Origin of the sequence: Lentzea flaviverrucosa, from assembly GCF_003350445.1 — a bacterium.
Classification (GTDB): domain Bacteria; phylum Actinomycetota; class Actinomycetes; order Mycobacteriales; family Pseudonocardiaceae; genus Lentzea; species Lentzea californiensis.
In genome coordinates this window covers 233,211-253,941 of record NZ_QQAU01000005.1, presented here as the reverse complement: position 1 = coordinate 253,941, position 20,731 = coordinate 233,211, and the positions used below count along the sequence as shown (strand labels likewise).

General features: G+C 69.3%; 20 protein-coding genes and 1 pseudogene. 7 read left to right on the top strand and 14 right to left on the bottom strand.

The features are described from left to right. Positions 1–9: 9 nt before the first annotated feature. The 9 genes from iolD to DFR72_RS17905 are packed head-to-tail and all read right to left on the bottom strand — an operon-like array spanning position 10 to position 9,263. On the bottom strand, positions 10–1,863 hold the full coding sequence (gene iolD / locus DFR72_RS17945; RefSeq protein WP_090066095.1) for a 3D-(3,5/4)-trihydroxycyclohexane-1,2-dione acylhydrolase (decyclizing): 1,854 nt from the start codon (positions 1,861–1,863) through the stop codon (positions 10–12). Continuing rightward, the gene (gene iolB, locus DFR72_RS17940; protein ID WP_090066096.1) at positions 1,860–2,747 is read right to left on the bottom strand and encodes a 5-deoxy-glucuronate isomerase; all 888 of its coding nucleotides are present in this window, start codon (positions 2,745–2,747) and stop codon (positions 1,860–1,862) included. Before iolB ends, iolD begins: the two co-directional genes overlap by 4 nt. Continuing rightward, positions 2,744–3,649, bottom strand: a complete 906-nt coding sequence (locus DFR72_RS17935) for a Cgl0159 family (beta/alpha)8-fold protein (RefSeq protein WP_090066097.1) — start codon at positions 3,647–3,649, stop codon at positions 2,744–2,746. The genes iolB and DFR72_RS17935 overlap by 4 nt, the downstream gene beginning before the upstream one ends. Next, the gene (iolC, locus tag DFR72_RS17930; protein WP_090066098.1) at positions 3,646–4,578 is read right to left on the bottom strand and encodes a 5-dehydro-2-deoxygluconokinase; all 933 of its coding nucleotides are present in this window, start codon (positions 4,576–4,578) and stop codon (positions 3,646–3,648) included. Before iolC ends, DFR72_RS17935 begins: the two co-directional genes overlap by 4 nt. Beyond that, entirely contained in the window at positions 4,575–5,345 is a 771-nt protein-coding gene (locus DFR72_RS17925; protein WP_090066099.1) for an ATP-binding cassette domain-containing protein, read from the bottom strand. The genes iolC and DFR72_RS17925 overlap by 4 nt, the downstream gene beginning before the upstream one ends. Continuing rightward, entirely contained in the window at positions 5,342–6,391 is a 1,050-nt protein-coding gene (locus tag DFR72_RS17920; protein WP_090066100.1) for an ABC transporter permease, read from the bottom strand. Before DFR72_RS17920 ends, DFR72_RS17925 begins: the two co-directional genes overlap by 4 nt. Positions 6,392–6,406: 15 nt before the next feature. Continuing rightward, complete coding sequence (locus tag DFR72_RS17915) at positions 6,407–7,390, bottom strand: sugar ABC transporter substrate-binding protein (RefSeq protein WP_090066101.1); 984 nt, start codon at positions 7,388–7,390, stop codon at positions 6,407–6,409. A 14-nt stretch (positions 7,391–7,404) separates the two neighbouring features. Continuing rightward, positions 7,405–8,265 (bottom strand): TIM barrel protein, encoded by an 861-nt coding sequence (locus DFR72_RS17910; RefSeq protein ID WP_090066102.1) that lies wholly within the window; start codon positions 8,263–8,265, stop codon positions 7,405–7,407. Between the two features lie 2 nt (positions 8,266–8,267). Next, positions 8,268–9,263, bottom strand: coding sequence for a Gfo/Idh/MocA family protein (locus DFR72_RS17905; protein ID WP_090066103.1), 996 nt, complete (start codon positions 9,261–9,263; stop codon positions 8,268–8,270). A 125-nt stretch (positions 9,264–9,388) separates the two neighbouring features. Between DFR72_RS17905 and DFR72_RS17900 the strand changes: the two genes are divergently transcribed. The 5 genes from DFR72_RS17900 (at position 9,389) to DFR72_RS45590 (ending at position 13,704) form a co-directional block, all read left to right on the top strand. Then, positions 9,389–10,375 (top strand): LacI family DNA-binding transcriptional regulator, encoded by a 987-nt coding sequence (locus DFR72_RS17900; RefSeq protein WP_425459894.1) that lies wholly within the window; start codon positions 9,389–9,391, stop codon positions 10,373–10,375. Beyond that, on the top strand, positions 10,372–11,865 hold the full coding sequence (locus DFR72_RS17895; RefSeq protein WP_090066105.1) for a CoA-acylating methylmalonate-semialdehyde dehydrogenase: 1,494 nt from the start codon (positions 10,372–10,374) through the stop codon (positions 11,863–11,865). Before DFR72_RS17900 ends, DFR72_RS17895 begins: the two co-directional genes overlap by 4 nt. 318 nt (positions 11,866–12,183) lie before the next feature. Further along, positions 12,184–12,546, top strand: a complete 363-nt coding sequence (locus DFR72_RS17890) for a hypothetical protein (RefSeq protein ID WP_090066106.1) — start codon at positions 12,184–12,186, stop codon at positions 12,544–12,546. 385 nt (positions 12,547–12,931) lie between these two features. Further along, complete coding sequence (locus DFR72_RS45595; RefSeq protein WP_170176306.1) at positions 12,932–13,198, top strand: hypothetical protein; 267 nt, start codon at positions 12,932–12,934, stop codon at positions 13,196–13,198. Then, complete coding sequence (locus DFR72_RS45590; protein ID WP_170176305.1) at positions 13,195–13,704, top strand: BTAD domain-containing putative transcriptional regulator; 510 nt, start codon at positions 13,195–13,197, stop codon at positions 13,702–13,704. Before DFR72_RS45595 ends, DFR72_RS45590 begins: the two co-directional genes overlap by 4 nt. Before the next feature lie 74 nt (positions 13,705–13,778). Here DFR72_RS45590 and DFR72_RS17880 read toward each other — a convergent pair whose 3' ends face one another. Genes DFR72_RS17880 through DFR72_RS17870 form a run of 3 tightly spaced genes read right to left on the bottom strand, consistent with a single transcriptional unit; the run spans position 13,779 to position 16,774 of the window. After that, a complete protein-coding gene (locus DFR72_RS17880) occupies positions 13,779–15,290 on the bottom strand; it encodes a tripartite tricarboxylate transporter permease (RefSeq protein ID WP_090066108.1) in 1,512 nt (503 codons plus the stop codon). Continuing rightward, the gene (locus DFR72_RS17875) at positions 15,291–15,809 is read right to left on the bottom strand and encodes a tripartite tricarboxylate transporter TctB family protein (RefSeq protein ID WP_030477830.1); all 519 of its coding nucleotides are present in this window, start codon (positions 15,807–15,809) and stop codon (positions 15,291–15,293) included. Then, positions 15,806–16,774: a Bug family tripartite tricarboxylate transporter substrate binding protein gene (locus DFR72_RS17870; protein ID WP_245983175.1), complete on the bottom strand. Its 969-nt coding sequence runs from the start codon at positions 16,772–16,774 to the stop codon at positions 15,806–15,808. The genes DFR72_RS17875 and DFR72_RS17870 overlap by 4 nt, the downstream gene beginning before the upstream one ends. A gap of 130 nt (positions 16,775–16,904) precedes the next feature. Between DFR72_RS17870 and DFR72_RS17865 the strand changes: the two genes are divergently transcribed. Beyond that, positions 16,905–18,443 (top strand): sensor histidine kinase, encoded by a 1,539-nt coding sequence (locus DFR72_RS17865; RefSeq protein ID WP_090066110.1) that lies wholly within the window; start codon positions 16,905–16,907, stop codon positions 18,441–18,443. Then, positions 18,440–19,111, top strand: coding sequence for a response regulator (locus tag DFR72_RS17860; RefSeq protein ID WP_090066333.1), 672 nt, complete (start codon positions 18,440–18,442; stop codon positions 19,109–19,111). The genes DFR72_RS17865 and DFR72_RS17860 overlap by 4 nt, the downstream gene beginning before the upstream one ends. Here the strand turns inward: DFR72_RS17860 and arfB are convergent. Continuing rightward, positions 19,094–19,522 carry an alternative ribosome rescue aminoacyl-tRNA hydrolase ArfB gene (gene arfB / locus DFR72_RS17855; protein WP_090066111.1) on the bottom strand — a complete coding sequence of 143 codons (429 nt, stop codon included), beginning with the start codon at positions 19,520–19,522 and terminating at the stop codon, positions 19,094–19,096. The genes DFR72_RS17860 and arfB overlap by 18 nt on opposite strands. A gap of 708 nt (positions 19,523–20,230) precedes the next feature. Beyond that, positions 20,231–20,689, bottom strand: a pseudogene (locus DFR72_RS47900) (SigE family RNA polymerase sigma factor); the annotation flags it as partial. Positions 20,690–20,731 lie beyond the last annotated feature (42 nt).

Here is a 20,731-nt window from a genome sequence, read left to right as displayed (position 1 = left end):
TGTTGGAGTTCAGCTCAGATAGCGGACCTGCTTGACCTTGCCCTCCAGCACTTCCTCGCGGGCCTGGGCGATCTCCGACCGGTGCGAGACCTCGGGCACCCCGACCTCCCACCAGGCCCCTGCCTCGGTCCACGACGACGGGTGCGTGCGGATCACGACGACGGCAGGGCGCTTCTCGGCGACCGCGACCTCCCGCGCCTTGCGGTAGACGCCTTCGAGGTCGGCCAGCGAGTCGACCGGGAAGACCGCGCAGCCCATCGCTGAGGCGTGGGCGGCGAAGTCGGTGCGCGGGGGTTCGGGGTGGCCGGTCGTGCAGTCGGCGTACAGGTTGTTGAAGCCCGCGCCGCCCTGGCCCGTCTGCAGGCGGTGGATCACGGCGTAGCCGTCGTTGTCGCAGACGACGGCCACGAAGCCGTGGCCCGCGAAGGCCGCCGAGAAGAGCTCGGAGTTGAGCATCAGGTACGAGCCGTCGCCGAGCAGCGTGGTGACGACGCCCTGGGTGTGCGCGATCGCGGCTCCCCAGGCGCCCGCCAGTTCGTAGCCCATGCAGGAGAAGCCGTACTCGACGTCCATCGTGGACTCGCCGGTGGCGCGCCAGCCGCCGATCAGTTCGCCGGGGAGCCCGCCGGACGCCGTCATGACGTAGTCGGTGGGTTCGCTGACGTCGTTCACGACGCCGACGACCTGGGCGTACGTCGGGAGAGCGGTGGACGGTGTGCGCAGCGAGGTGATGTGGGCGTCCCACTTCCCGCGTTCGGTCTGAGCGCGGCCTGCCCAGTCCGCAGGAGCCTGCCAGGAACCCAGGACGTCGGTGAGTTCGCGCAGGCCCTCGTCGGCGTCGGCGACCAGGGCGAACGAGCCGTGCTTCACGGCGTCGAAGCGGGCCGCGTTCAGGGAGAGCAGGTGGGCGTCCGGGGAGAAGACGGTCCAGGACGCGGTGGTGAAGTCCTGCAGGCGGGTGCCCACGGCGATGACCAGGTCCGCCTCGCCTGCCAGGACGTTGGCCGAGGTCGAGCCGGTGATGCCCAGCGGGCCGGCGTGCAGCGGGTGCTCGTGCGGGACCAGCGTCCGGCCCGCCGTCGTTTCGACGACCGGGATGTTGTGCTGTTCGGCGAAGCGGAGAGCGCGGCCCGCGGCGCCCGAGTAGCGGACGCCGCCGCCCAGGACGAGCAGGGGGCGGGAGGCGTTGCGGATCGCCGACGCGGCTTCGGCCAGGGCGAGCAGGTCCGGGCGCTGGCGCAGCGGGCGGTGGATCACGGGGGCGAACAGCGCGTCGGGGAAGTCGTACGACTCCGCCTGGACGTCCTGCGGCAGCGCCAGCGTCACCGGGCCGCAGTCGGCCGGGTCGGTCAGGACCCTGGCCACCTGGGGCAACGTCGAGAGCAGCTGTTCGGGACGGGTGATGCGGTCGAAGTAGCGGCTGACCGCGCGGAAGGCGTCGTTGACCGTGGCGGTCGGGTCGTGGAAGTGCTCGACCTGCTGGAGAACGGGGTCCGGGGCGCGGCCGGTGAACGTGTCGCCCGGCAGGAGCAGCAGCGGCAGGCGGTTGGCGTGGGCCACGCCGGCCGCGGTGACCATGTTCAGCGCGCCGGGGCCGATCGACGACGTGGCGACGCCGACCTGGCGGCGGTGGGTGGCCTTGCCGATGCCGACGGCGGCCAGGGCCATGCCCTGCTCGTTGTGCCCGCGCCGCACCGGGATCCGGTCGCGGACCTCCTCCAGCGCGTTGCCGAGGCCGAGGACGTTGCCGTGGCCGAAGATCGCGAACACGCCGGGGAACAGCGGCGCGACCGTGCTGTCGAAGAGTTCGGTGCGCTGGGCCAGCATCCAGCGGACCAGCGCCTGCGCGGTCGTGAGCTTCACTTGGCCCGCCCCTCTGCGGTCGTGACGGGGCAACGGGGATCGAGTTCCTGCGTCGCCCAGCTGTCGCGGATCCAGGTGTGGGCCGGGTCGTCGCAGAACGCCATCGAGCGCTCGGAACCCGGACCGGCCAGGACGTTCAGGTAGTACATGGGATATCCCGGCGCCGCGACGCACGGGCCGTGGTAGCCGCGTGGGATCAGGAAGACGTCGCCGTCCCGCACGGTCACGTCCTCGTCGATCGCGCCGTCGTCGGTGTAGGTGCGGTGGAAGCCGAAACCCGTGCGGGACGGGGTGACCTGATCACGGTCGGCGATGCGGAAGTAGTAGATCTCCTCGTTGTTCACCTCGCACGGCTCGGACTCGTCGTGCTTGTGCGGCGGGTACGAGGACCAGTTGCCGTCCGGGGTGATCAGCTCGCACGCGTTGAGCTTGTCCGCGTGGTCCCACACACCCGGCACACCGAAGTTCGTGACCTGGCGGGTCGCGTTGCCGGAGCCGCGCACCTCGACGGGTACACCGTCGGCCGGGCCGTACTTCGGCGTCAGGCGGTTCTCGCAGCGTGCCATCGGAAGTGCGATCTCGCAGCCGTCCACAGAGGATAGCTTGACCGAGGCGTCGCGCGGCACGTACGCGAAGTCCGTGACGCGGGTGAAGACCGACTCACGGCCCTGCAGCTCGTACCGCTCGTCGTCGACCTCGACCGTCAGCGACCCGGCGAGGGGCAGCACGAACGCCTCGAACTCGCCGGTCTCGATCGTGCGCACCCAGCCGGCCTCGATCCTCAGCACGCGCAGGCCGGTGTAGGTCCAGCTCGCGTCCTCCGGCGTCAGGTAGATGACGTCGGTCGAGGTCGAGAGAGTCCCGTGTGGACGGTGCAAGGTCATTCCGTGACCCCCTTCGCGGTACGCAGGATTTCGGCGGCGGCGGCAACGGCAGCAGCTACGTCGCCGTCCGGCGGGTAGAGCAACGCCCGGCCGACGACCAGGCCGCGCACGGTCGGATGGCCCAGCGACCGGCCCCACGACGCGAGGTCGTCCTGGGGGTTCGCGGACGGCACGCCACCGAGCACCAGCGCGGGCAACGCGGTGGTGTCCAGCACGATCTCCGGTTCCTCCGGCGCGGGCAGCTTCAGCCACGTGTACGCGGAGGTCGATCCCAGTCCGGCGGCGACGGCCGAGGCACGGGAGAGAGCCGCAGAGTCCTTCTGCAGCACCAGTTTGTCGTTGTGGTCACGCTTGTACGGCAGCGGTTCGACCATCGCCATCAGGCCGTGCTCGGCGAGTTCGGTGACGGCTCGCGCGCAGCCTTCCAGCGTCGGGATCGTGCCGGGGTCGGAGTCGACCAGGCGCAGCAGCATCTTGCCGCCGTCGAGCCCGAACGTCGCGATGGACGACGCGTCGTAGGCGGTGAACCTGTCGTCGATCTCCCAGTCCGCACCGGCCAGGCCACCGCGGTTCATCGAGCCGATGACCACGCGGTCGTTCAGGCCGTCCAGCAGCAACAGGTCCTCGATCACGTCCGGCGTGCCGAGCACACCGTCGACGTCGGGGTTCGCCAACGCCGTCAGCAACCGGGCCAGCAGCGAGCGCCGGTCGGCCATCGCCATCGGGTCGCCGCCGACGCCGAGCGCACCGCGCGCCGGGTGGTCCGCCGCGACCAGGAACAGCGTGGACTTGCCGTTCAGCAACGAGTTCCGCCGCTTGCGCGACTGGTAGGCCCGTCTGATCGAGCCGGGGTCCTCGGCCCGCCGCCACAACAGTTCGCGCCACTGGCCATCGGTGATCACAGCAGGTCCTCGATCTCTTCCTGGTCGGGCATCGCGTCCGCACAGGCCAGGCGGGAGGCGACGATCGCACCGGCGGCGTTGGCGTACCGGGCGATCTTCACCGGGTCCCAGCACGACAGCAGGCCGTGCACCACCGAGCCGCCGAACGCGTCACCGGCGCCGAGCCCGCAGACGACCTCGACCGGGTTCGGCTCGACGGTCCAGCGACCTTCGGGCGTGGCCACGAGAACGCCCTCGGCGCCCTTCTTGACCAGCGCCAGCGAGATTCCGTGCCCAAGGAGCCGATCAGCGGCTTCATCGGGATCGGACGTGCCGACCGCGATCTCGCACTCGGTCCGGTTGCCGACGGCGACCGTCACGTGGTCGAGCATCCAGCTGATCTCGGCACGCGCGGTCTTGACGTCCGGCCAGAACATCGGGCGGTAGTCCAGGTCCAGCACGGTGTGCCCGCTGCGGGCCCGGTTCGCCAGCATCATCCGCTGCGACGTGCGAGCGGGCTCGGCGGAGACCCCGGTGCCGGTGACCCACAGCAGCGGGACTTCGCGCGTGAGCGACCACGGCACGTCGTCCTCGCCGATCGTGAGGTCCGGCGCGACCGGCAGGCGGTAGAACAGCAGCGGCGGGTCCGCGGGTGGGTTGAGCTCGCAGAACACCACCGGTGTCAGGAGGTCCGGCGAGGTGCCGACGTACTTCGACGACACCCCGAAGCCTTCCAGCGCCTCGCGGACGTAGGTGCCGAAGCCGTCCGGGCCGACCTTGGTGAGCACACCGGCACGACGGCCGAGCCGCGCGGCGGCGACCGCGACGTTGGTCGCGGTCCCGCCGAGCGACTTGGCGAACGTGCTGACCTGGGCCAGCGGCACCCCGGACTGCTCCGGGTACAGGTCCACCCCGACCCGGCCCACGGTCAGCACTTCTAGAGACGTCACGCCTCGGCACCCCGCAGCTCGTGCTCCAGCGCCTCCAGCTCGGCGCCGCCGGCCATCTGGCGCGTCAGCTCGTTGATGTCGATCTCGGACTTCTCGTAGCTGCCCAGCGCACGGCCGCGCTTGAGCAGCAGGAACCGGTTGCCGACCGGGTAGGCGTGGTGCGGGTTGTGGGTGATCAGCACGACGCCGAGGCCGCGATCACGCGCCTGGGCCACGTACTTCAGCACCACTCCTGCCTGCTTCACGCCCAGCGCGGCCGTCGGCTCGTCCAGGATCAGCACCTTGGCGCCGAAGTGCACCGCGCGGGCGATGGCGACGCACTGCCGTTCGCCGCCGGACAGCGTGCCGACCGGCTGCTCGACGTCGCGGAGGTCGATGCCCATGTCGGACAACGCCTTCCTGGTGACCGCCTTGCCCTTCTTGCTGTCCAGGAAACCGAAGCGGGTCGTCGGTTCCGAGCCCAGGAAGAAGTTGCGCCACACCGACATCAGCGGCACCACCGCGAGGTCCTGGTACACGGTCGCGATGCCGCGGTCCAAGGCTTCGCGGGGCGACGAGAACTTGATCTCCTCGCCCTCGACCTTGAACGAGCCCTGGTCGTGCTGGTGGACACCGGCCAGGATCTTGATCAGGGTCGACTTGCCGGCGCCGTTGTCGCCGAGCACGCAGGTGACCTCACCCGCGTTGACCACGGTGGACACATCGCTCAGGGCGATGACGCTGCCGTAGGTCTTGCCGATGTTCTCGGTCTCGATGAGGGACGTCATCGCCGGACCCTTTCCGCTCGGCGGCGCAGCATGTTGTTCACCAGCACGGCGGCCAGCAGCATCACGCCGAGGAACAGCTGGAACCAGTCGCTGTTCCAGCCGGCGTAGACGATGCCCTGCCGGGCCATGCCGAAGATCAGTGCGCCGATCGCCGCGCCCACCGCGGAACCGAAGCCTCCGGTGAGCAGACACCCGCCGATCACCGCCGCGATGATGTACTGGAACTCGAGGCCGATGCCCTGGTTCGCCTGCACGCTCGCGTACCGCAGGATGTTGATCGAGCCGACGAGCCACGCGGCGAACGCCGTCGTCATGAACAGCAGGATCTTCGACCGCACGACCGGCACACCGACCGCGCGCGAGCTCTGCGCGGCACCACCGATCGCGAAGATCCAGTTGCCGAACTTGGTGCGCATCAACACCGTCGACGCGACGACGGTGAACAGGACCCACCAGATGATCGACACGTAGAAGCTCGTGCCGCCGATCTGGAACGTCGAGGCGAACAGGAAGCCCGCCGACTCGTACCCGGCGGCCTCGCGCATGCCCGACACCTGCACGCTGCCCGTCACCAGGCGCGTGATGCCGAGGTTGAGGCCCTGCAACGCGAGGAAGCTGCCCAGCGTCACGATGAAGCTCGGCAGGCCCGTGCGCATCACGAGCCAGCCGTTCAGCGCGCCCACCGCCAGTGCGAAGGCGAGCGACACCAGCAACGCCAGCCAGACGTTGAGTCCCAGCTGGGTGGCGAGGAGAGCCGTGACGAGCGCGGTGGACGCGGTCATGACGCCGGCGGACAGGTCGAACTCGCCACCGATCATGAGCATCGCCACCGCGACGGCCATGATGCCGAGCATGGAGGCGTCGTCCAGCCAGGTGGCGGCACCACCCACGCTCAGGAACTGCTCGGTGACCACGGAGAAGAACAGGAACACCAGCAGTGCGCCGAGCATGGCGCCGATCTCCGGGCGTTTGATCAGCTGATCCATCGCCCTGGGCTTGCCCAGCCGTTCGTCGGCAGCCGGTGGAGCTGTGGCCGTCACGGTCATCTCCCCGCCTCCTCCTTACCTCTTGCCGTTCTTGGCGTACTCCGCGACCTTGTCCACGTTGGACTTGTCGACGAAGCCGGGACCGGTGAGGACGGGCTTGCCGCCACCGAGGGTGTTGGCGTTGTCCTTGAAGAGCTTCAGCATCACGATCGGCAGGTAGCCCTGCTGGTACTGCTGCTGGTCGACGGCGAACAGCACGTCGCCCGCCTTGATCGAGCTGACCACGTCGGCGTTCAGGTCGAACGTCGCGACCTGCGCCTTGGAGCTCGCGCCCTTGATCGCGGAGGCCGCGTTCACGGCGACCTGCGGGTTGAGCGCCAGCACGCCGTCGACGGCGGTGTCGGACTGCAGCTTGGCCTTGATGCGGGCCTCGATGTCGGTCGGGTTGGAGATGTCGACCTGGAGGTTCTCCACCGCACCGCCGAAACCGCTGCGGGCACCGTCGCAACGCTGGTTGAGGCCCGAGTTGCCGGCCTCGTGGATCACGCAGAGCAGCTTGGTCTTGCCGGCGGCCTTGAGCTTCTTGCCGGCTTCCTCACCGGCGATCGACTCCTCCTGGCCGACGTGCGCCATGGCACCGAACTCCGCGCTCTTCGCGCTGCCGGAGTTGATCGTGATGACCGGGATGCCGGCCTTCACCGCGTTGTCGATGGACGTCTTGAGCGCGTCCGGGTTCGCCATCGACACGACGATGCCGCCGACCTTCTGCGACACGGCGTTGTCGATCAGCTTGGCCTGGGCGCCGGGGTCGCCGTCGGAGTTGTAGGTGACGCCGACGCCGAGCTGCTTGGCCGCGTCCTCGGCACCGACCTTCACGACGCTCCAGAACGCGTCACCCGCGGTGCCGTGCGTGATGACGGCGACCTTGAGGTCCCCGGTGGCCGGTGCGCTGTTGTTCTGCGTGTTTGAGGTGTTGGTTCCCGTGGGACCGCTGCAGGCGGCGAGTAGAGCAACACCGGCGAGAGCAACGCCCGCGCGGATGACCAGACGAGACTTCATCGTCTCCAGTCCCTTCAGAGGATCTTGCTGAGGTGCGCGAGACTGCGCCCGGTGTCCTTCAGTGGCTTGTCCACTGGACTTCCGTGCTTGAGCTGGGTGTCCTGCTCCAGCACGAACCAACCGGTGTAGCCCGCCTCTTGAACGAGCTTCACCAGCGCTTCCACGTCCACGTCGCCGTCCCCGAGCGGCACGTAGATGCCCTGTTCCACGGCATCGGTGTAACTGAGCTCGCCGCTGCGCACCTTCGCCGCGATCTCGTCACGCACGTCCTTGAGGTGCACGTGACCGATCCGGTCCGGGTAGCGGCGCGCCAGCTCGACCGGGTCCGTGCCACCGATGAGGAGGTGGCCGGTGTCCAGGCAGAGCTGGAGATCGGAGTCCGCGAGGAACCTGTCGACCTCCGCCTCCCGTTCGACGTGGGTGCCCACGTGCGGGTGCAGCACGGTTTGGAGGCCGTGCCCGGCGGCGATCTCCCGGATCTTCGCGCAGGTGGCGACGAGGGTGTTCCACTCGTCGTCGGTGAGCTTCGGTGTCTCGTCGTAACCGTCGAGCCCGGTCGCGGCGGCGAGCACCAGGACCTCGGCGCCGCCCGCCTTCAGGATCGCGGCGACGCGGTCCGCCTCGTCCAGGGTGGACTGGGCACCGGTGTGCAGCGTGACCGCGAGGAAGCCGCCGACCAGGGTGAGGTCGTGGCTGCCCAACAGCGTCTTGAGCTGGTCGGGGTCGGCCGGCAGGTAGTCGGGCGGGCCGAGTTCGGTGGCGGTGAGGCCCAGGGAGTGCATCTCGGCGAGAACGGTGTCCGAGGGCAGCACCTCGCCCCACCCGGGAACCTCGCACACGCCCCAGGAGATCGGTGCCCCAGCGATCTTCGCCATGCCTAGTTCCCCTCGATCCGCACCGGTGCGCCACTGCGGCGCGACTGCTCACAAGCTTCGGCCAGGCGCAGGCTGATCAAACTCTCTCGCGCCGGGGACGGGTTCGCGACCTCGCCCTTGATGACCTGCGTGAACAGGTTCATCTCGTTGACGTACGCGCGGTGGAAGCGCTCCGGGAAACCGGGGTAGGCGTCCGGTCCGGCGACGTGGCCGCCGGGCTCCAGCGAGTTCAGCGGTGTGCGCGCGTCGACGCCCGCGACCAGGGAGTCCTTGCTACCCAGGACCTCGATGCGGTGGTCGTAGCCGACCGGGTCGTGCCGTCCGCCGGCCAGCGTGGCGTGCGCGCCGCCCTCGAACTTCAGCATCACGACGGCGTTGTCCACGTCGTCGGCGTCCGCGAACGCCTGGTGCACCAGGACCGAGCCGCTCGCGTAGACCTCGACCACCGGCTGGCCGACCAGCCACGGCACGCAGTCCAGGTCGTGGATCAGCAGGTCGCGGAAGATGCCACCGGAGGCGGGCAGGTAGGAGAAGTCGGGCGGGTTCGCGTCGTTGCCGACGGCCCTGACCAGGTAGATGTCGCCGACCTCGCCCGCGCGGATGCGGCGGTGGAGCTCGTAGACGGCCGGGTCGAACCGGCGCTGGAAGCCCACGAGCACCTCGACGCCGGACTTCTCGACGTCCGCGATCAGCGCGGCCATCTCGGCGACGTCGCTCGCGATCGGTTTCTCGCACAGCGTGGGGACGCCCTGCGCGATGGCCGCGCGGAGCATCTCGGGGTGGGTGTTCGTCGGGGTGGCGAGCAGGACGCCGTCGACGTTGCCCAGGAGGCTGTCGAGGTCGTCCACCGCCTTGGTCCCGGCGAGGTCGGCCGACGCCTGCGCTGCCCTGCCGGGTACCGGGTCGAAGAGGAGCACCTCGTCGACTCGATCCAGTGCGGCGAGGTTGGTCGCATGCATGGTGCCGATCCTGCCGACACCCGCTACTCCGATCCGCATCGCAGGTTTCCCCTGTTCATCGCCGAGATGTGTTAGAGCGCTCTATTGGTTGGAGCGCTCTAACCCTGTAACTTCGGCCACAGGGTGTCAAGAGGGGAGGTGGTTGCGAAGTGGTCAGGCCGACGATGGAAGACGTCGCTCTGCGGGCGGGCGTGTCCCGCGCACTGGTGTCGCTGGTGATGCGCGGTTCACCCAAGGTGAGCGAGTTGCGACGCAGCGCTGTGCTGAAGGCCGCGGAGGAACTGGGGTACTCCCCGCACGCCATGGCGCGGTCACTGGCCTCGCGCACGTCGACGGTTCTCGGCGTGATGGTGTCCGACCTGCACAACGCGTTCTTCGCGGAGGTCGTGGACGGCATCGACGAGGTGGCGCGCGAGCAGGGGTTCGACATCATCATCAACACCGGCGGCCGCTCTCCCGCCCGTGAGCGCCGGGCCCTGGAATCGCTGCTGTCCTTCCGGCCCGCCGGGCTGATCCTGCTGTCGCCTGTGGTGCCGGCGACCGCGATCGGCAAGGCCGCCGAACAACTTCCGGTGGTGCTCGTGGCCCGGTCGTCGCGCGTGTCCACTGTGGATACCGTGAACGACGACGGCGAGACGGGCGCACGACTGGCTGTCGAGCACCTGGTTTCATTGGGGCACAAGCGCATTGCTCATTTGGACGGCGGGGAGGGCACACAGGCCAGCCCTCGGCGGCGCGGGTACGTCGCCGCAATGGAAGCCCACGGGCTCGTGCCGCAGGTCGTGTCGTCCGAGTACACGGACGCTGCCGGGGCGCGGGCGATCCGTGGGCTGCTCGACGATGATGCTCTGCCCACGGCCATCCTGTCCTGCAACGACTTCAACGCCGTCGGCGCGATCTCCGCTTTGGAGGACGCCGGGTTGCGCGTGCCGTCCGACGTTTCCGTTGTGGGGTACGACAACACTTCGCTGGCGGCTCTGCGCCACATCTCGTTGACCACGATCGACCAGCCCCGTGCCGAGTTCGGCCGGTTGGCCGCCGACGCGCTCCTGCAGCGCGTCCGTGAAGAGCGCACCGAACCCGTGCGCCATCTCCTCAACCCCTCGCTCGTAGTCCGCAGCACGACAGCTCCCCCAGGAGGACCGCGTTGAGCACCATCCCCCACTGGATCGACGGCGCCCGCACCACCGGGGTGTCGTCCCGGACCTCTGACGTCTTCAACCCCGCCACCGGTGAGGTCGCCGCGCAGGTCGTGCTGGCCGAGCAGGCGGACGTCGACCTCGCGGTCTCGTCCTCGCTGAAGGCGGCGCAGTCCTGGTCCGAGTCGTCGCTGTCGACGCGCTCGCGGATCCTCTTCGAGTACCGCCACCTGCTGCACACCCACCGCGACGAGCTCGCCGCGATCATCACGTCCGAGCACGGCAAGGTGCTCTCGGACGCGTCCGGTGAGGTGCAGCGCGGCCTCGAGGTCGTCGAGTTCGCCTGCGGCATCCCGCAACTGCTGAAGGGCGAGCACTCCGAGCAGGTCTCGCGCGGTGTCGACGCGTACTCGTTCCGGCAGCCCCTGGGCGTCGTCGCGGGCATCACGCCGTTCAACTTCCCCGTGATGGTGCCGATGTGGATGTTCCCCATCGCCATCGCGACCGGCAACACGTTCGTGCTCAAGCCTTCCGAGCGCGACCCGTCGGCGTCCATCAGGCTGGCCGAGCTGTTCGGCGAGGCCGGACTGCCCGACGGCGTGCTGAACGTGCTGCAGGGCGACGCCTTCGCGGTCAACGCGCTGCTGGACCACCCGGACGTCGCCGCCGCGTCGTTCGTCGGCTCGACCCCGATCGCCCGGCACGTCTACTCGCGCGGCACGGCGGCCGGCAAGCGCGTGCAGGCCCTGGGCGGCGCCAAGAACCACATGGTCGTGCTGCCCGACGCCGACCTCGACGTGGCCGCCGACGCCGCGGTCTCCGCGGGCTACGGCTCTGCGGGAGAACGCTGCATGGCGATCTCGGTTGTCGTGGCCGTGGGCGAGACGGGCGACGAGCTCGTCGAGAAGATCGCCTCGCGGACCCGCGACCTGCACCCGTCCGTGCTGCCGGGCACTGATCCCTCAGCCCAGATGGGACCGCTGGTCACCGGCGTGCACCGGGACCGCGTCCGGTCCTATGTGGACGCGGGTGAGGCCGCTGGCGCCTCGTTGGTCGTGGACGGCCGGGGTTACGCGCCCGAGGGTGCGGAGAACGGCTTCTGGCTGGCGCCGACGTTGTTCGACCACGTCACCCGCGACATGACGATCTACACCGACGAGATCTTCGGGCCGGTGCTGACGGTCGTGCGCGCGGAGACGTTCGAGGACGCGCTGGAACTGGTGAACGCCAACCAGTACGGCAACGGCACGGCGATCTACACCGGTGACGGGCTTGCCGCCCGCGAGTACCAGCGGCGCGTGCACGTCGGCATGGTCGGCATCAACGTGCCGATTCCCGTGCCGATGGCCTACTACTCGTTCGGCGGCTGGAAGGACTCGCTGTTCGGCGACACGCACGTGCACGGGGCTGAGGGCGTGAAGTTCTACACGCGGGCCAAGGCCGTCACGGCCCGGTGGCCGCAGCAGCACGGCGTGAACCTGGGCTTCCCGACCCACGGCTGATCCGTTCGGAGCAACGGCCGCCCTGTCCGCCTCAGGCGAACGGGGCGGCCGTTCGCATTTGGTACGAACCAATGACGACCCGAACGACTCGCTGATCTGGAGAAATGAACTAAGCGAACGATTGTCCTGCTGAAATCGTCCGCAGTTTCGCTGATCTTGGAATATCAGGACACGACTGATCGGTTCGACAAAGGTGCTGGACACGGAGGTAAGATCCGCGTTCACACTGTCGAACACCGCTCCCTTTTCGCGGGCGCCGCCCCGTTCGTTACACCCGCACAAAGGGAGAAGAACGCCTCAGCAGGAGGACCGAACACGATGTCGCCCAGCGAGGACGACAGTCCGTTCGCGACGGCATGCCGCGCCACCACCCGAATCGAATTCGTCCGCGCACTCAACCAGCTGCGCACATCGAGAGAGCTGTCGTGCCGGCAGGTCTCGATCAACGCGGGCGACCTCGCGTTGGCGAAGAGCAGCGCACACGCGATGTGCACCTACCGGCCCCCGAAGCAGGAAGAACCGCTGAGAGCCTTCCTGACCGGCTGCGGAGAGCCGCCTGAGGCGCTCGACGGCTGGGTGGAGCAGTGGCGGCGCGTGACGGCCTCCCGCGCCAACGGGAGGCCGTACCCCGCTGCTCAGCTGGTCCAAAGCTCGGCCAGGGGTTTCTCGCCACCGGAATAGCATTCCGGCGCGCTCGCGAGCCTAACGGCCCGCCACAGCTCCGGCCAGGGAGTTGGACGTCATTGGACGCGGACAATACGACCAATCGACCACCTCGTGGTCAGCGACTGCGGAAAAGTGGTCAGAAACTGGCCAGTTGGACCTTGTTGGACGGAGCTGGACACCGTTGCACGGGGGACATGAAAAACCTGGACGGCGATTCAGTTGGCAATCACCCGTGTGAGTGACATGCTCGTGCTCAAGCCGTTATGTCGCCGGGTCCGGTGGCAACGCCAATTGCCCGCACGGACGCTTTCCACACATCCGGCTTTTCGCTGTTCCGCAAATCAGTTGGTCCACCCCGGCGCGCGGTGACGCCTGCGCCGACCCCATCCAGGAGTTTCTGATGACCACCACCCCTTACAACGGGGCTCTTCACCCGCGCCGGCGGTGCTCCACCTCCGGCGCCAGCACGGTCATGCTGGCGACGGCCGCGTTCATCTTCACCGCGTGGATGCTCGCGCACGACCACTCGCCGGTCGTCGCCGTGTCCACGACGGCCGCGGTGCTGGCCGTGACGGTCACCCTGGGCCGCAGCCGCCCGTTCACCGCGAGGTTCGGCCCGCTGCCGCCCGTGAACCCCGTGGTGATCTGGCCGGAAGAGCAGCGGTGACCTACCCGGAGGGCGATCCGCTCGAGCGCCTGCACCGGCTCTGGCCGCAGCTCCTGCTCGGCCTGTCGAGACCGGGGAGGCGCGCGGAGGCGATCGCGGCGTACCGCGAGATGAACGCGATTCTCGGAACAGAACTCGGCATCGACCCGCCGCCCGTGCAGCCGCTGATCGCGACCTCGACCGCCGAACTGCGGGCGGCGACCGAAGCCGAGTTCGTCGAGCTGCTGCGAACGATCCAGGTCCGGTCCGGCCTGACCCTGCCGGAGGTCCACCGCCGGGCGGGCAGACGGCTGCCGCGCAGCCAGGTCTACTCGTTGCTCAGGCGCGGCAAGCTGCCGACGAAACCCGAGCAGGTGCGGGCGTTCGTGACGATCTGCGGGATGCCGGAGCCGCAGGTGGCCCGCGTGATGGAGCTCTGGGCGACGTTGCGCGAGCAGACCGAGCTCGCGGTGCGCGGCCCGCAGGACGAGAGACCGTTCGCGATCCTGATCGTGCGCAGCGCATGAGAAAGCCCCCGCTCGGTTGCTGAGCCGGGACAAGCGAAAGCCCCCGCCGGGAGAGCGGGGGCTTTCGCGTGCGATCAGGCGTCGACCTTCTCGCGTTCCGGTTCCGCCGAAGCGGGCGGCTTCGGCAGGAACCTCTTGAGCAGCGGGAAGAACAGGATCACGACGATGACCACGTAGACGACGACCGCCATCGGGCTGTTGACCAGACCCGTCAGCGAGCCGTCCGAGAGCTGCAACGAGCGGCGCATCTGCTGTTCCGCGGCCGGGCCGAGGATGACGCCGATGATCGCGGGCAGCACCGGCAGGCCGTAGCGCCGCATGCCGAAGCCCAGCAGGCCGATCACGAACATCAGCAGCAGGTCGAAGATGTCCGCGTTGACCGCGTAGGCGCCGACCGAGGCGAAGAACAGGATGCCCGCGTAGAGGTACGGACGCGGGATGCGCAGCAGCTTCGCCCACAGCGGCGCGAGCGGCAGGTTCAGCACCAGCAGCAGGGTCAGGCCGATGAACAGCGACGCGATCAGCGCCCACACCAGGCCTGACTCGCGCTGGAACAGCAACGGGCCCGGCTGGATGCCGTACTGCTGGAACGCCGCGAGCATGACGGCCGCGACCGCCGTGGTCGGCAGGCCCAGCGTCAGCATCGTGACCAGGGTGCCCGCGGCGGAGGCGGAGGCCGTGGACTCCGGACCCGCCACGCCCTCGATGGCGCCCTTGCCGAACTCGTCCTTGTGCTTGGAGAGCCGCTTCTCCGTCACGTACGACAGGAACGTCGGGATCTCCGCGCCGCCGGCCGGGATCGCGCCGAACGGGAACCCGATCACCGGGCCGCGCAGCCACGGCTTCCAGGTGCGCTTGAGGTCCGCCTTCGACAGCCACGGGCGGCCGACCGGGATCGGTTCGAACGGCTTGCGGCGCAGGTGGGCGGCTACCCACAGGGCCTCGCCGACCGCGAACAGCGCCACCGCGACCACGACGATGTCGATGCCGTCGGCGAGGTGCAGCGAGCCGAACGTGAGGCGCTGCTGGCCGGTCATCTCGTCGAGACCGACCAGGCCGAGCGTCAGGCCGATGAGCAGCGAGGCGAACCCGCGGATGCGGGACGCGCCGAGCACCGAGGTGACGGCGATGAACGCCAGCACCATCACGGCGAACAGGTCGGGCGCGCCGATGTCGACGGCGTGCTTGGCGACGAACGGGGCCAGCAGCACGATCAGGATCGTGCCGATGATGCCGCCGGTGAAGTGGCCGATGGCAGCGGCGGCAAGCGCTTGCGCACCACGACCCTTGCGGGCCATGGGATTGCCTTCGAACGCCGCTACGACCGCGGCGCTCTCGCCCGGTGTGTTGAGCAGGATCGACGTGGTCGAACCGCCGAACATGCCGCCGTAGTAGATGCCCGCGAACATGATGAACGCGCCGGTCGGCTCCATGCCGTAGGTGACGGGCAGCAGCAGGGCCACCGCCATGGCCGGGCCGATGCCCGGCAGGACGCCGATCGCGGTGCCCAGGAGGACACCGATCGCGGCGAGCAGCAGGTGTGTCGGCGTCAGCGCGGTCGCGAAGCCGTCGAGCAGTTGTTCCACCTAGAACACCTCCATCAACGGGCCACCGGGCAGGGGGACGCCGAGCAGGTTGTTGAACACCACGAAGGTGAAGATCGACAGGCCGGCCGCGAGCAACGGGTCGCGCACCAGGTTGCGGCTGCCCAGCGCGTAGGCCGCGCCCCAGAACAGGATCGCGCCGGAGATCGGGAACCCGACCACGCCGATCAGCACGGCGTTCGCCAGGAAAGCGCCGCACAGCAGCAGGACCGTGCGCCAGTCGGCGGGTGCGGACAGGTCGACGTCCTCGCCGGCCTCCGCCTCGCCCTTGCCGCCGCGCAGCACGTCGCGGGCGAGCAGCGCGGCGACGAGCAGCAGCAGCGAGCCGACCAGGATCGGCACGGCCTTGGGGCCGACCGGGCCGCGCTGGGCGAAGTCGGTGGGGATGCGCAGCGCGTCGGTGAGCACCAGCACGCCGAGCACGACCAGCAGGGCGCAGATGCCCAGCTCGGAGTGGTCGCGGAGCCAGCTCCTGCGCTCCGGTTTCGTCACGGTCGTCATGCCAGCCCCAAGTCCTTGAGCACCGTTGCCACCCGCTTGTTCTCGTTTTCCAGGAAGGTCCTGAACTCGTCTCCCGGCGCGAAGGCGTCCGTCCAGCCGTTGCGCTGCAGCGCTTCCTTCCACTGCGGCGTCTTCTGGAGGTTCTGGAACACCTCGACCAGCTTCGCCTTGTCGGTCGGCGAGATGCCCGGAGGAGCGACGATGCCGCGCCAGTTGGTGAACTCGACGTCCACACCGGACTGCTGCAACGTCGGCGCGTCGACGCCCTCGATGCGGTCCTTGCTCGTCACCGCGAGCACCCGCAACGTGCCGGCCTGGATCTGGTCGCGGTACTCGCCGACGCCGGAGACGCCGAACGCGACCTTGCCGCCGAGCACCGACGCCAGCAGTTCGCCACCGCCGTCGAACGGGATGTAGTTGACGGTCTTGGGCGGCAGGCCCACGGCCTTGGCGATCAGCATCGGCGCCAGGTGGTCGGGACCGCCGGGAGCCGAACCGCCGCCGACCGTCACGGTGCCGGGGTTGGCCTTCCAGGCGTCGACGAGTTGTTGCATCGACGTGTACGGCGAGTCCTTCGCGACCACGACGATGTCCGGCTCCTCGATCAGCTTCGCGATCGGCGTGGTGTCGAGCAGCGAGTTCGGCGACTTGTTCGTGTACACCGCGCCCACGACGCCCAGGCCCATCGACATGATCAGCTTGCCGTTGCCGCGCTCGCCGACCGTACGGCCGAGTCCGACCGTGCCGCCGGCGCCGGGGAGGTTGAACACCTCGGCGTTGCGCAGCAGGTCAGCGTCCTCCATGGCCTTCGCCGCCGTGCGCGCCGTGATGTCGTAACCGCCGCCCGGCGCGTTCGGCACCAGCACCCGCAACGCCCGCACCTGACTGCCTTCGCCGCTGTCCGCACCCGGCGTCAGCAGCGGTGGCACGAGCAGGACGGCGAGCAACGCCGCCGCCACCGCCACCCACACCTTCACCGACACTGTGATCCCCGCCTCTCGTCCGCGTGGTTGGACATGTTGCTCTGGTGTAAACCTTGATGTCGCTCTTGCGCTTCTAAGGTTTCTTTCGGTCTTTCTGGTCACGGGAGGTCTCATGCGTCGCCGCCGTTCCCTGGCCAGTCAGCTCCTCGCATGGCAACTCGTAGTCGTCACGCTGCTACTGGGCGCGGTGGGCGCGCTGACAGTCGTCCAGACGGGCAACAACTTTCGCTCCAACGAGGAACGCCGGATGCTGTCGGTCGCCGAGACCGTCGCCGCGAACTCGCTGGTCCAGGAGCGGATGGGCAACTGGCGCGAGCTGTCCGCGCCCGCCGAGACCGCCCGCAGCCTGTCCGGTGCCTCCTACGTGCTCATCCTCAACGACAAGCGGCTCGTGATCGCCTCGCCGGACCCGTCCCAGATCGGGTCCACACTGGACACCAGGACCACCGCGCTGGAGGGGAGGTCCTGGACGGGCACGGTCCGCGACTCGATCGAGGCGCACGTGCCGGTGTTCGACCCGCAGAGCCGCCGGGTCAACGGCATCGTGATCGCGGGTGCGGAGAACCCCGGGGTCTTCGCCGGAGCGCTGGAGCAGCCCGTCGACGTGCTGCGCTACCTGGCGATCGCGCTGATCATCGGCGTCACCGGGTCGTTGCTGCTGGCCCGCCGGGTGAAGAACCAGACGCTCGGGCTGGAGCCGCACGAGATCACCGCGCTGGTCGAGAACCGCGAGGCGTTGCTGCACGGCATCCGGGAGGGCGTTGTCGGCCTCGACGGGCAGCACCGCATCACGCTGGTCAACGACCACGCGAGCGACCTGCTGGCGTTGCCGGAGGACGCGGTCGGCCGCTCGGTGGAACAGCTGGAGCTCAACGCCCGGCTGCGCGACGTGCTGACCGGCCGGGCGACCGGCGTCGACCAGCTGGTGCTGCGGCAGGGCGTCGTGCTGACGTTGAACCGCATGCCGATCGAGGGCGGCGACGGTGCCGTCGTGACGTTGCGAGATCGCACGGAACTCCTTGCGCTGCAACATGAACTCGACGCCTCACAGCACGCGACGGACACGCTGCGGGCGCAGGCGCACGAGTTCGCGAACCGGCTGCACACCATCGCCGGGCTGATCGCGCTCAAGGAGTACGACGAGGTCACCAACTACATTCACCAGATCAGCTCGGCGCAGGACCAGTGGCGGGCCGAGGTCGGCGAGTCGATCGGCGACCCCGCCGTGGCCGCGCTGCTGATCGCCAAGGCGTCGCTCGCGGCCGAACGCGGCACGGCGCTGCGGATGGGCCCGGACAGCGTGCTGGGCAGGGTCGACGAGGCGTTGTCGGCGGACCTGGTGATGGTGCTGGGGAATCTCGTCGACAACGCGTTGGACGCGCTGGGTTCGCTGAACACGAACGGCGCGGGGAAGTGGATCGAGGTAGGTGTGACGCAGTTGGACGAAGAGGTCCAGGTCGTGGTGCGCGACTCCGGTCCCGGCGTGGCGCCGGAACTCGCCGACGAGGTGTTCCGGCACGGGTTCACGACCAAGGCGGCATCGCACGGCGAACGCGGCATCGGGCTCGCGCTGATCAGGCGGGCGTGCCTGCGGCGCGGCGGTTCGGTCAGCGTGTCCGGTTCGGTCTTCACGGCAAGGCTGCCCTGGTGATCCGGGTGCTGGTCGTCGACGACGACTTCATGGTGGCCAAGGTGCACAGCGGTTACGTCGCGCGCACCGGCGGGTTCGAGGTCGTCGGGGTCGCGCACACCGGCGGGGACGCGTTGCGGCTGGTGCGGGAGCTGAAGCCCGACCTCGTGCTGCTCGACGTCTACCTGCCGGACGTGAACGGCCTGGAGGTGCTGAAGTCGTTGCGCGCCAACGAGGACGTGGACGTCATCGTGATCACAGCGGCCACCGACGTCGAGACCGTGCGCAGTGCGATGCGCGGTGGGGTGCTGCACTACCTGATCAAGCCGTTCGACTACTCGGCCCTGCGCGACCAGCTCGCGCACTTCGCGTCGTTGCGGGAGAAGCTGCACCGGCTGGACTCGGCCGGGCAGGCGGACGTGGACCAGGTGTTCGGCGCTCGGCCCAGCTCGAAACCGTTGCTGCCCAAGGGGTTGACTCCGGAGACCGCGCGGCTCGTCGAGAACGCGCTGCGCTCACACCCGGAAGGGCTGTCAGCGTCGGAGTGCGCTTCGTCGACGGGCGTCGCACGGGTCAGCGCGCGCCGGTACCTGGAGCACTTCGTGTCGATGGGACGGGCCGAGGTCCGGTTGCGATACGGCGGAACCGGGCGGCCGGAACGAATCTACGCGCTAATCCCAGGCGCCTGAACGGCCGCGGCCGCGCTTGGTGTCCGCGCGGCGCTTCTTCGAGGCGATGCGGCGTTCCTGCGAACCCCTGGTGGGCTTGGTCGCCCTGCGCACCGGAGGCGGCGGCGCGGCGGCCTCGCGCAGGATCACGGCGAGGCGTTCGCGGGCGGCGGCGCGGTTCTGCAGCTGCGCGCGGTGCTCGGAGGCGGCGATCGTGAGCACGCCGTCGACGAGCCTGCCGGCCAGCCGGTCGAGCATCCGCTGCTTGAGGTGAGCGGGGATCGACGGCGAGGCAGCCAGGTCGAACGAGAGCTCCACGCGGCTGTCCGCCGTGTTCACTCCCTGCCCGCCCGGCCCACCTGACCTGGAAAAACGTTCGCGCAACTCGGACGCCGGCAGCACCAGCGTCCTCGTCACGGTCACGTCGTTCATGCCTCCAGGTTAGAAGGTCAGACCCGGAAGTGTCGCGATCTTTATCAGCTCCTCGCGGTCCAGCAGCGGCGCGGACCGCTGCGGAGCGCCGCCGATGTCCGGATCGCCCCACACCCCGTTGCTGAAGCGGCCGATGTTGTCGCTGCTGAGCATGATGCTCGTGCCGTCGGGGCGGATGGCGTCGACGTACACGACCTGCGCACCCGGGGTCGTGCTCGGCAGCTGGATGCTGCGGATCCTGATGCCGTCACGTTCCTCGATGCGGCATGACGGATCGTCGCAGTTGCCCGGGTCGGGGCTCGTGGCACGGCCGATCGCGATCGTGACGCCGCCGACGCCCTGTGCGTCCCGCAGCCTGGCCACGGCTCGTCGCTTGTTGTCGGGCGTGTTGGTGTCGCGGGTGAAGAACACGAACGCACCGGCCCTGATCTCGGGGACGTCCTCGGCGGTGACACCGGCAGGCAGTGCGTACTGCCTGCGCAGCACCTTGGTCAGCTCTGCGTTGCGGTCGACCACACCCCCGGCGTCCTGGGACGTCGCCGGTGCCGACGCCTCGTGCGGCATCGCCGCCAGGTACCCGGTCACGCCGGCCCCGGCGAGCAGCGTGAACACCATCGCCCCCGCGATCGCCGTGCGCCGGCGGACGAGCTTGGTCCTGCCCCTGCGGATCACCTCTGAGGTGTAGATCCGCGACGCCGGCTCGTTCTCCAGCAGGTCGCGCAACGCGGCGAGGCCCTTGGCGGCCTGGCTCTTCACCGTGCCCTCCGTCCTGCCGAGGATGCGGGCGGTCTCGGTGATGCTCAGGTCCTCCCAGTACCGCAGCACGACGACGGCGCGTTGTCCCGCGGGCAACGCGCCGAGGGCACGGCGGAGGTCGAGATCCGTGGTGGCGTCCGTGACCGCGCTCTCCGGCACGGCGTCGACGATGCGCTCGCGCTGGAAGAACCCGCGCCGGGTCTCGTCGATGGCGGTGCGCACCAGCACCTTGCGCGCGTAGGCGTCGACGCTGTCCTTGCGCACGCGCGACCACGCGACGTACATCTTGATCAACGCCTGCTGGACGATGTCCTCGGCTCGATGCCAGTCACCGCACAGCAGATAGGCCGTGCGACGCATGACGAGCGCGCGTGCGTCGACGAACTCCCCGAACTCGCGGTCGCGGTCCAAGTGCCCCTCCTCGGTCGCCGCTTAGTACGCGACGACCGAGTC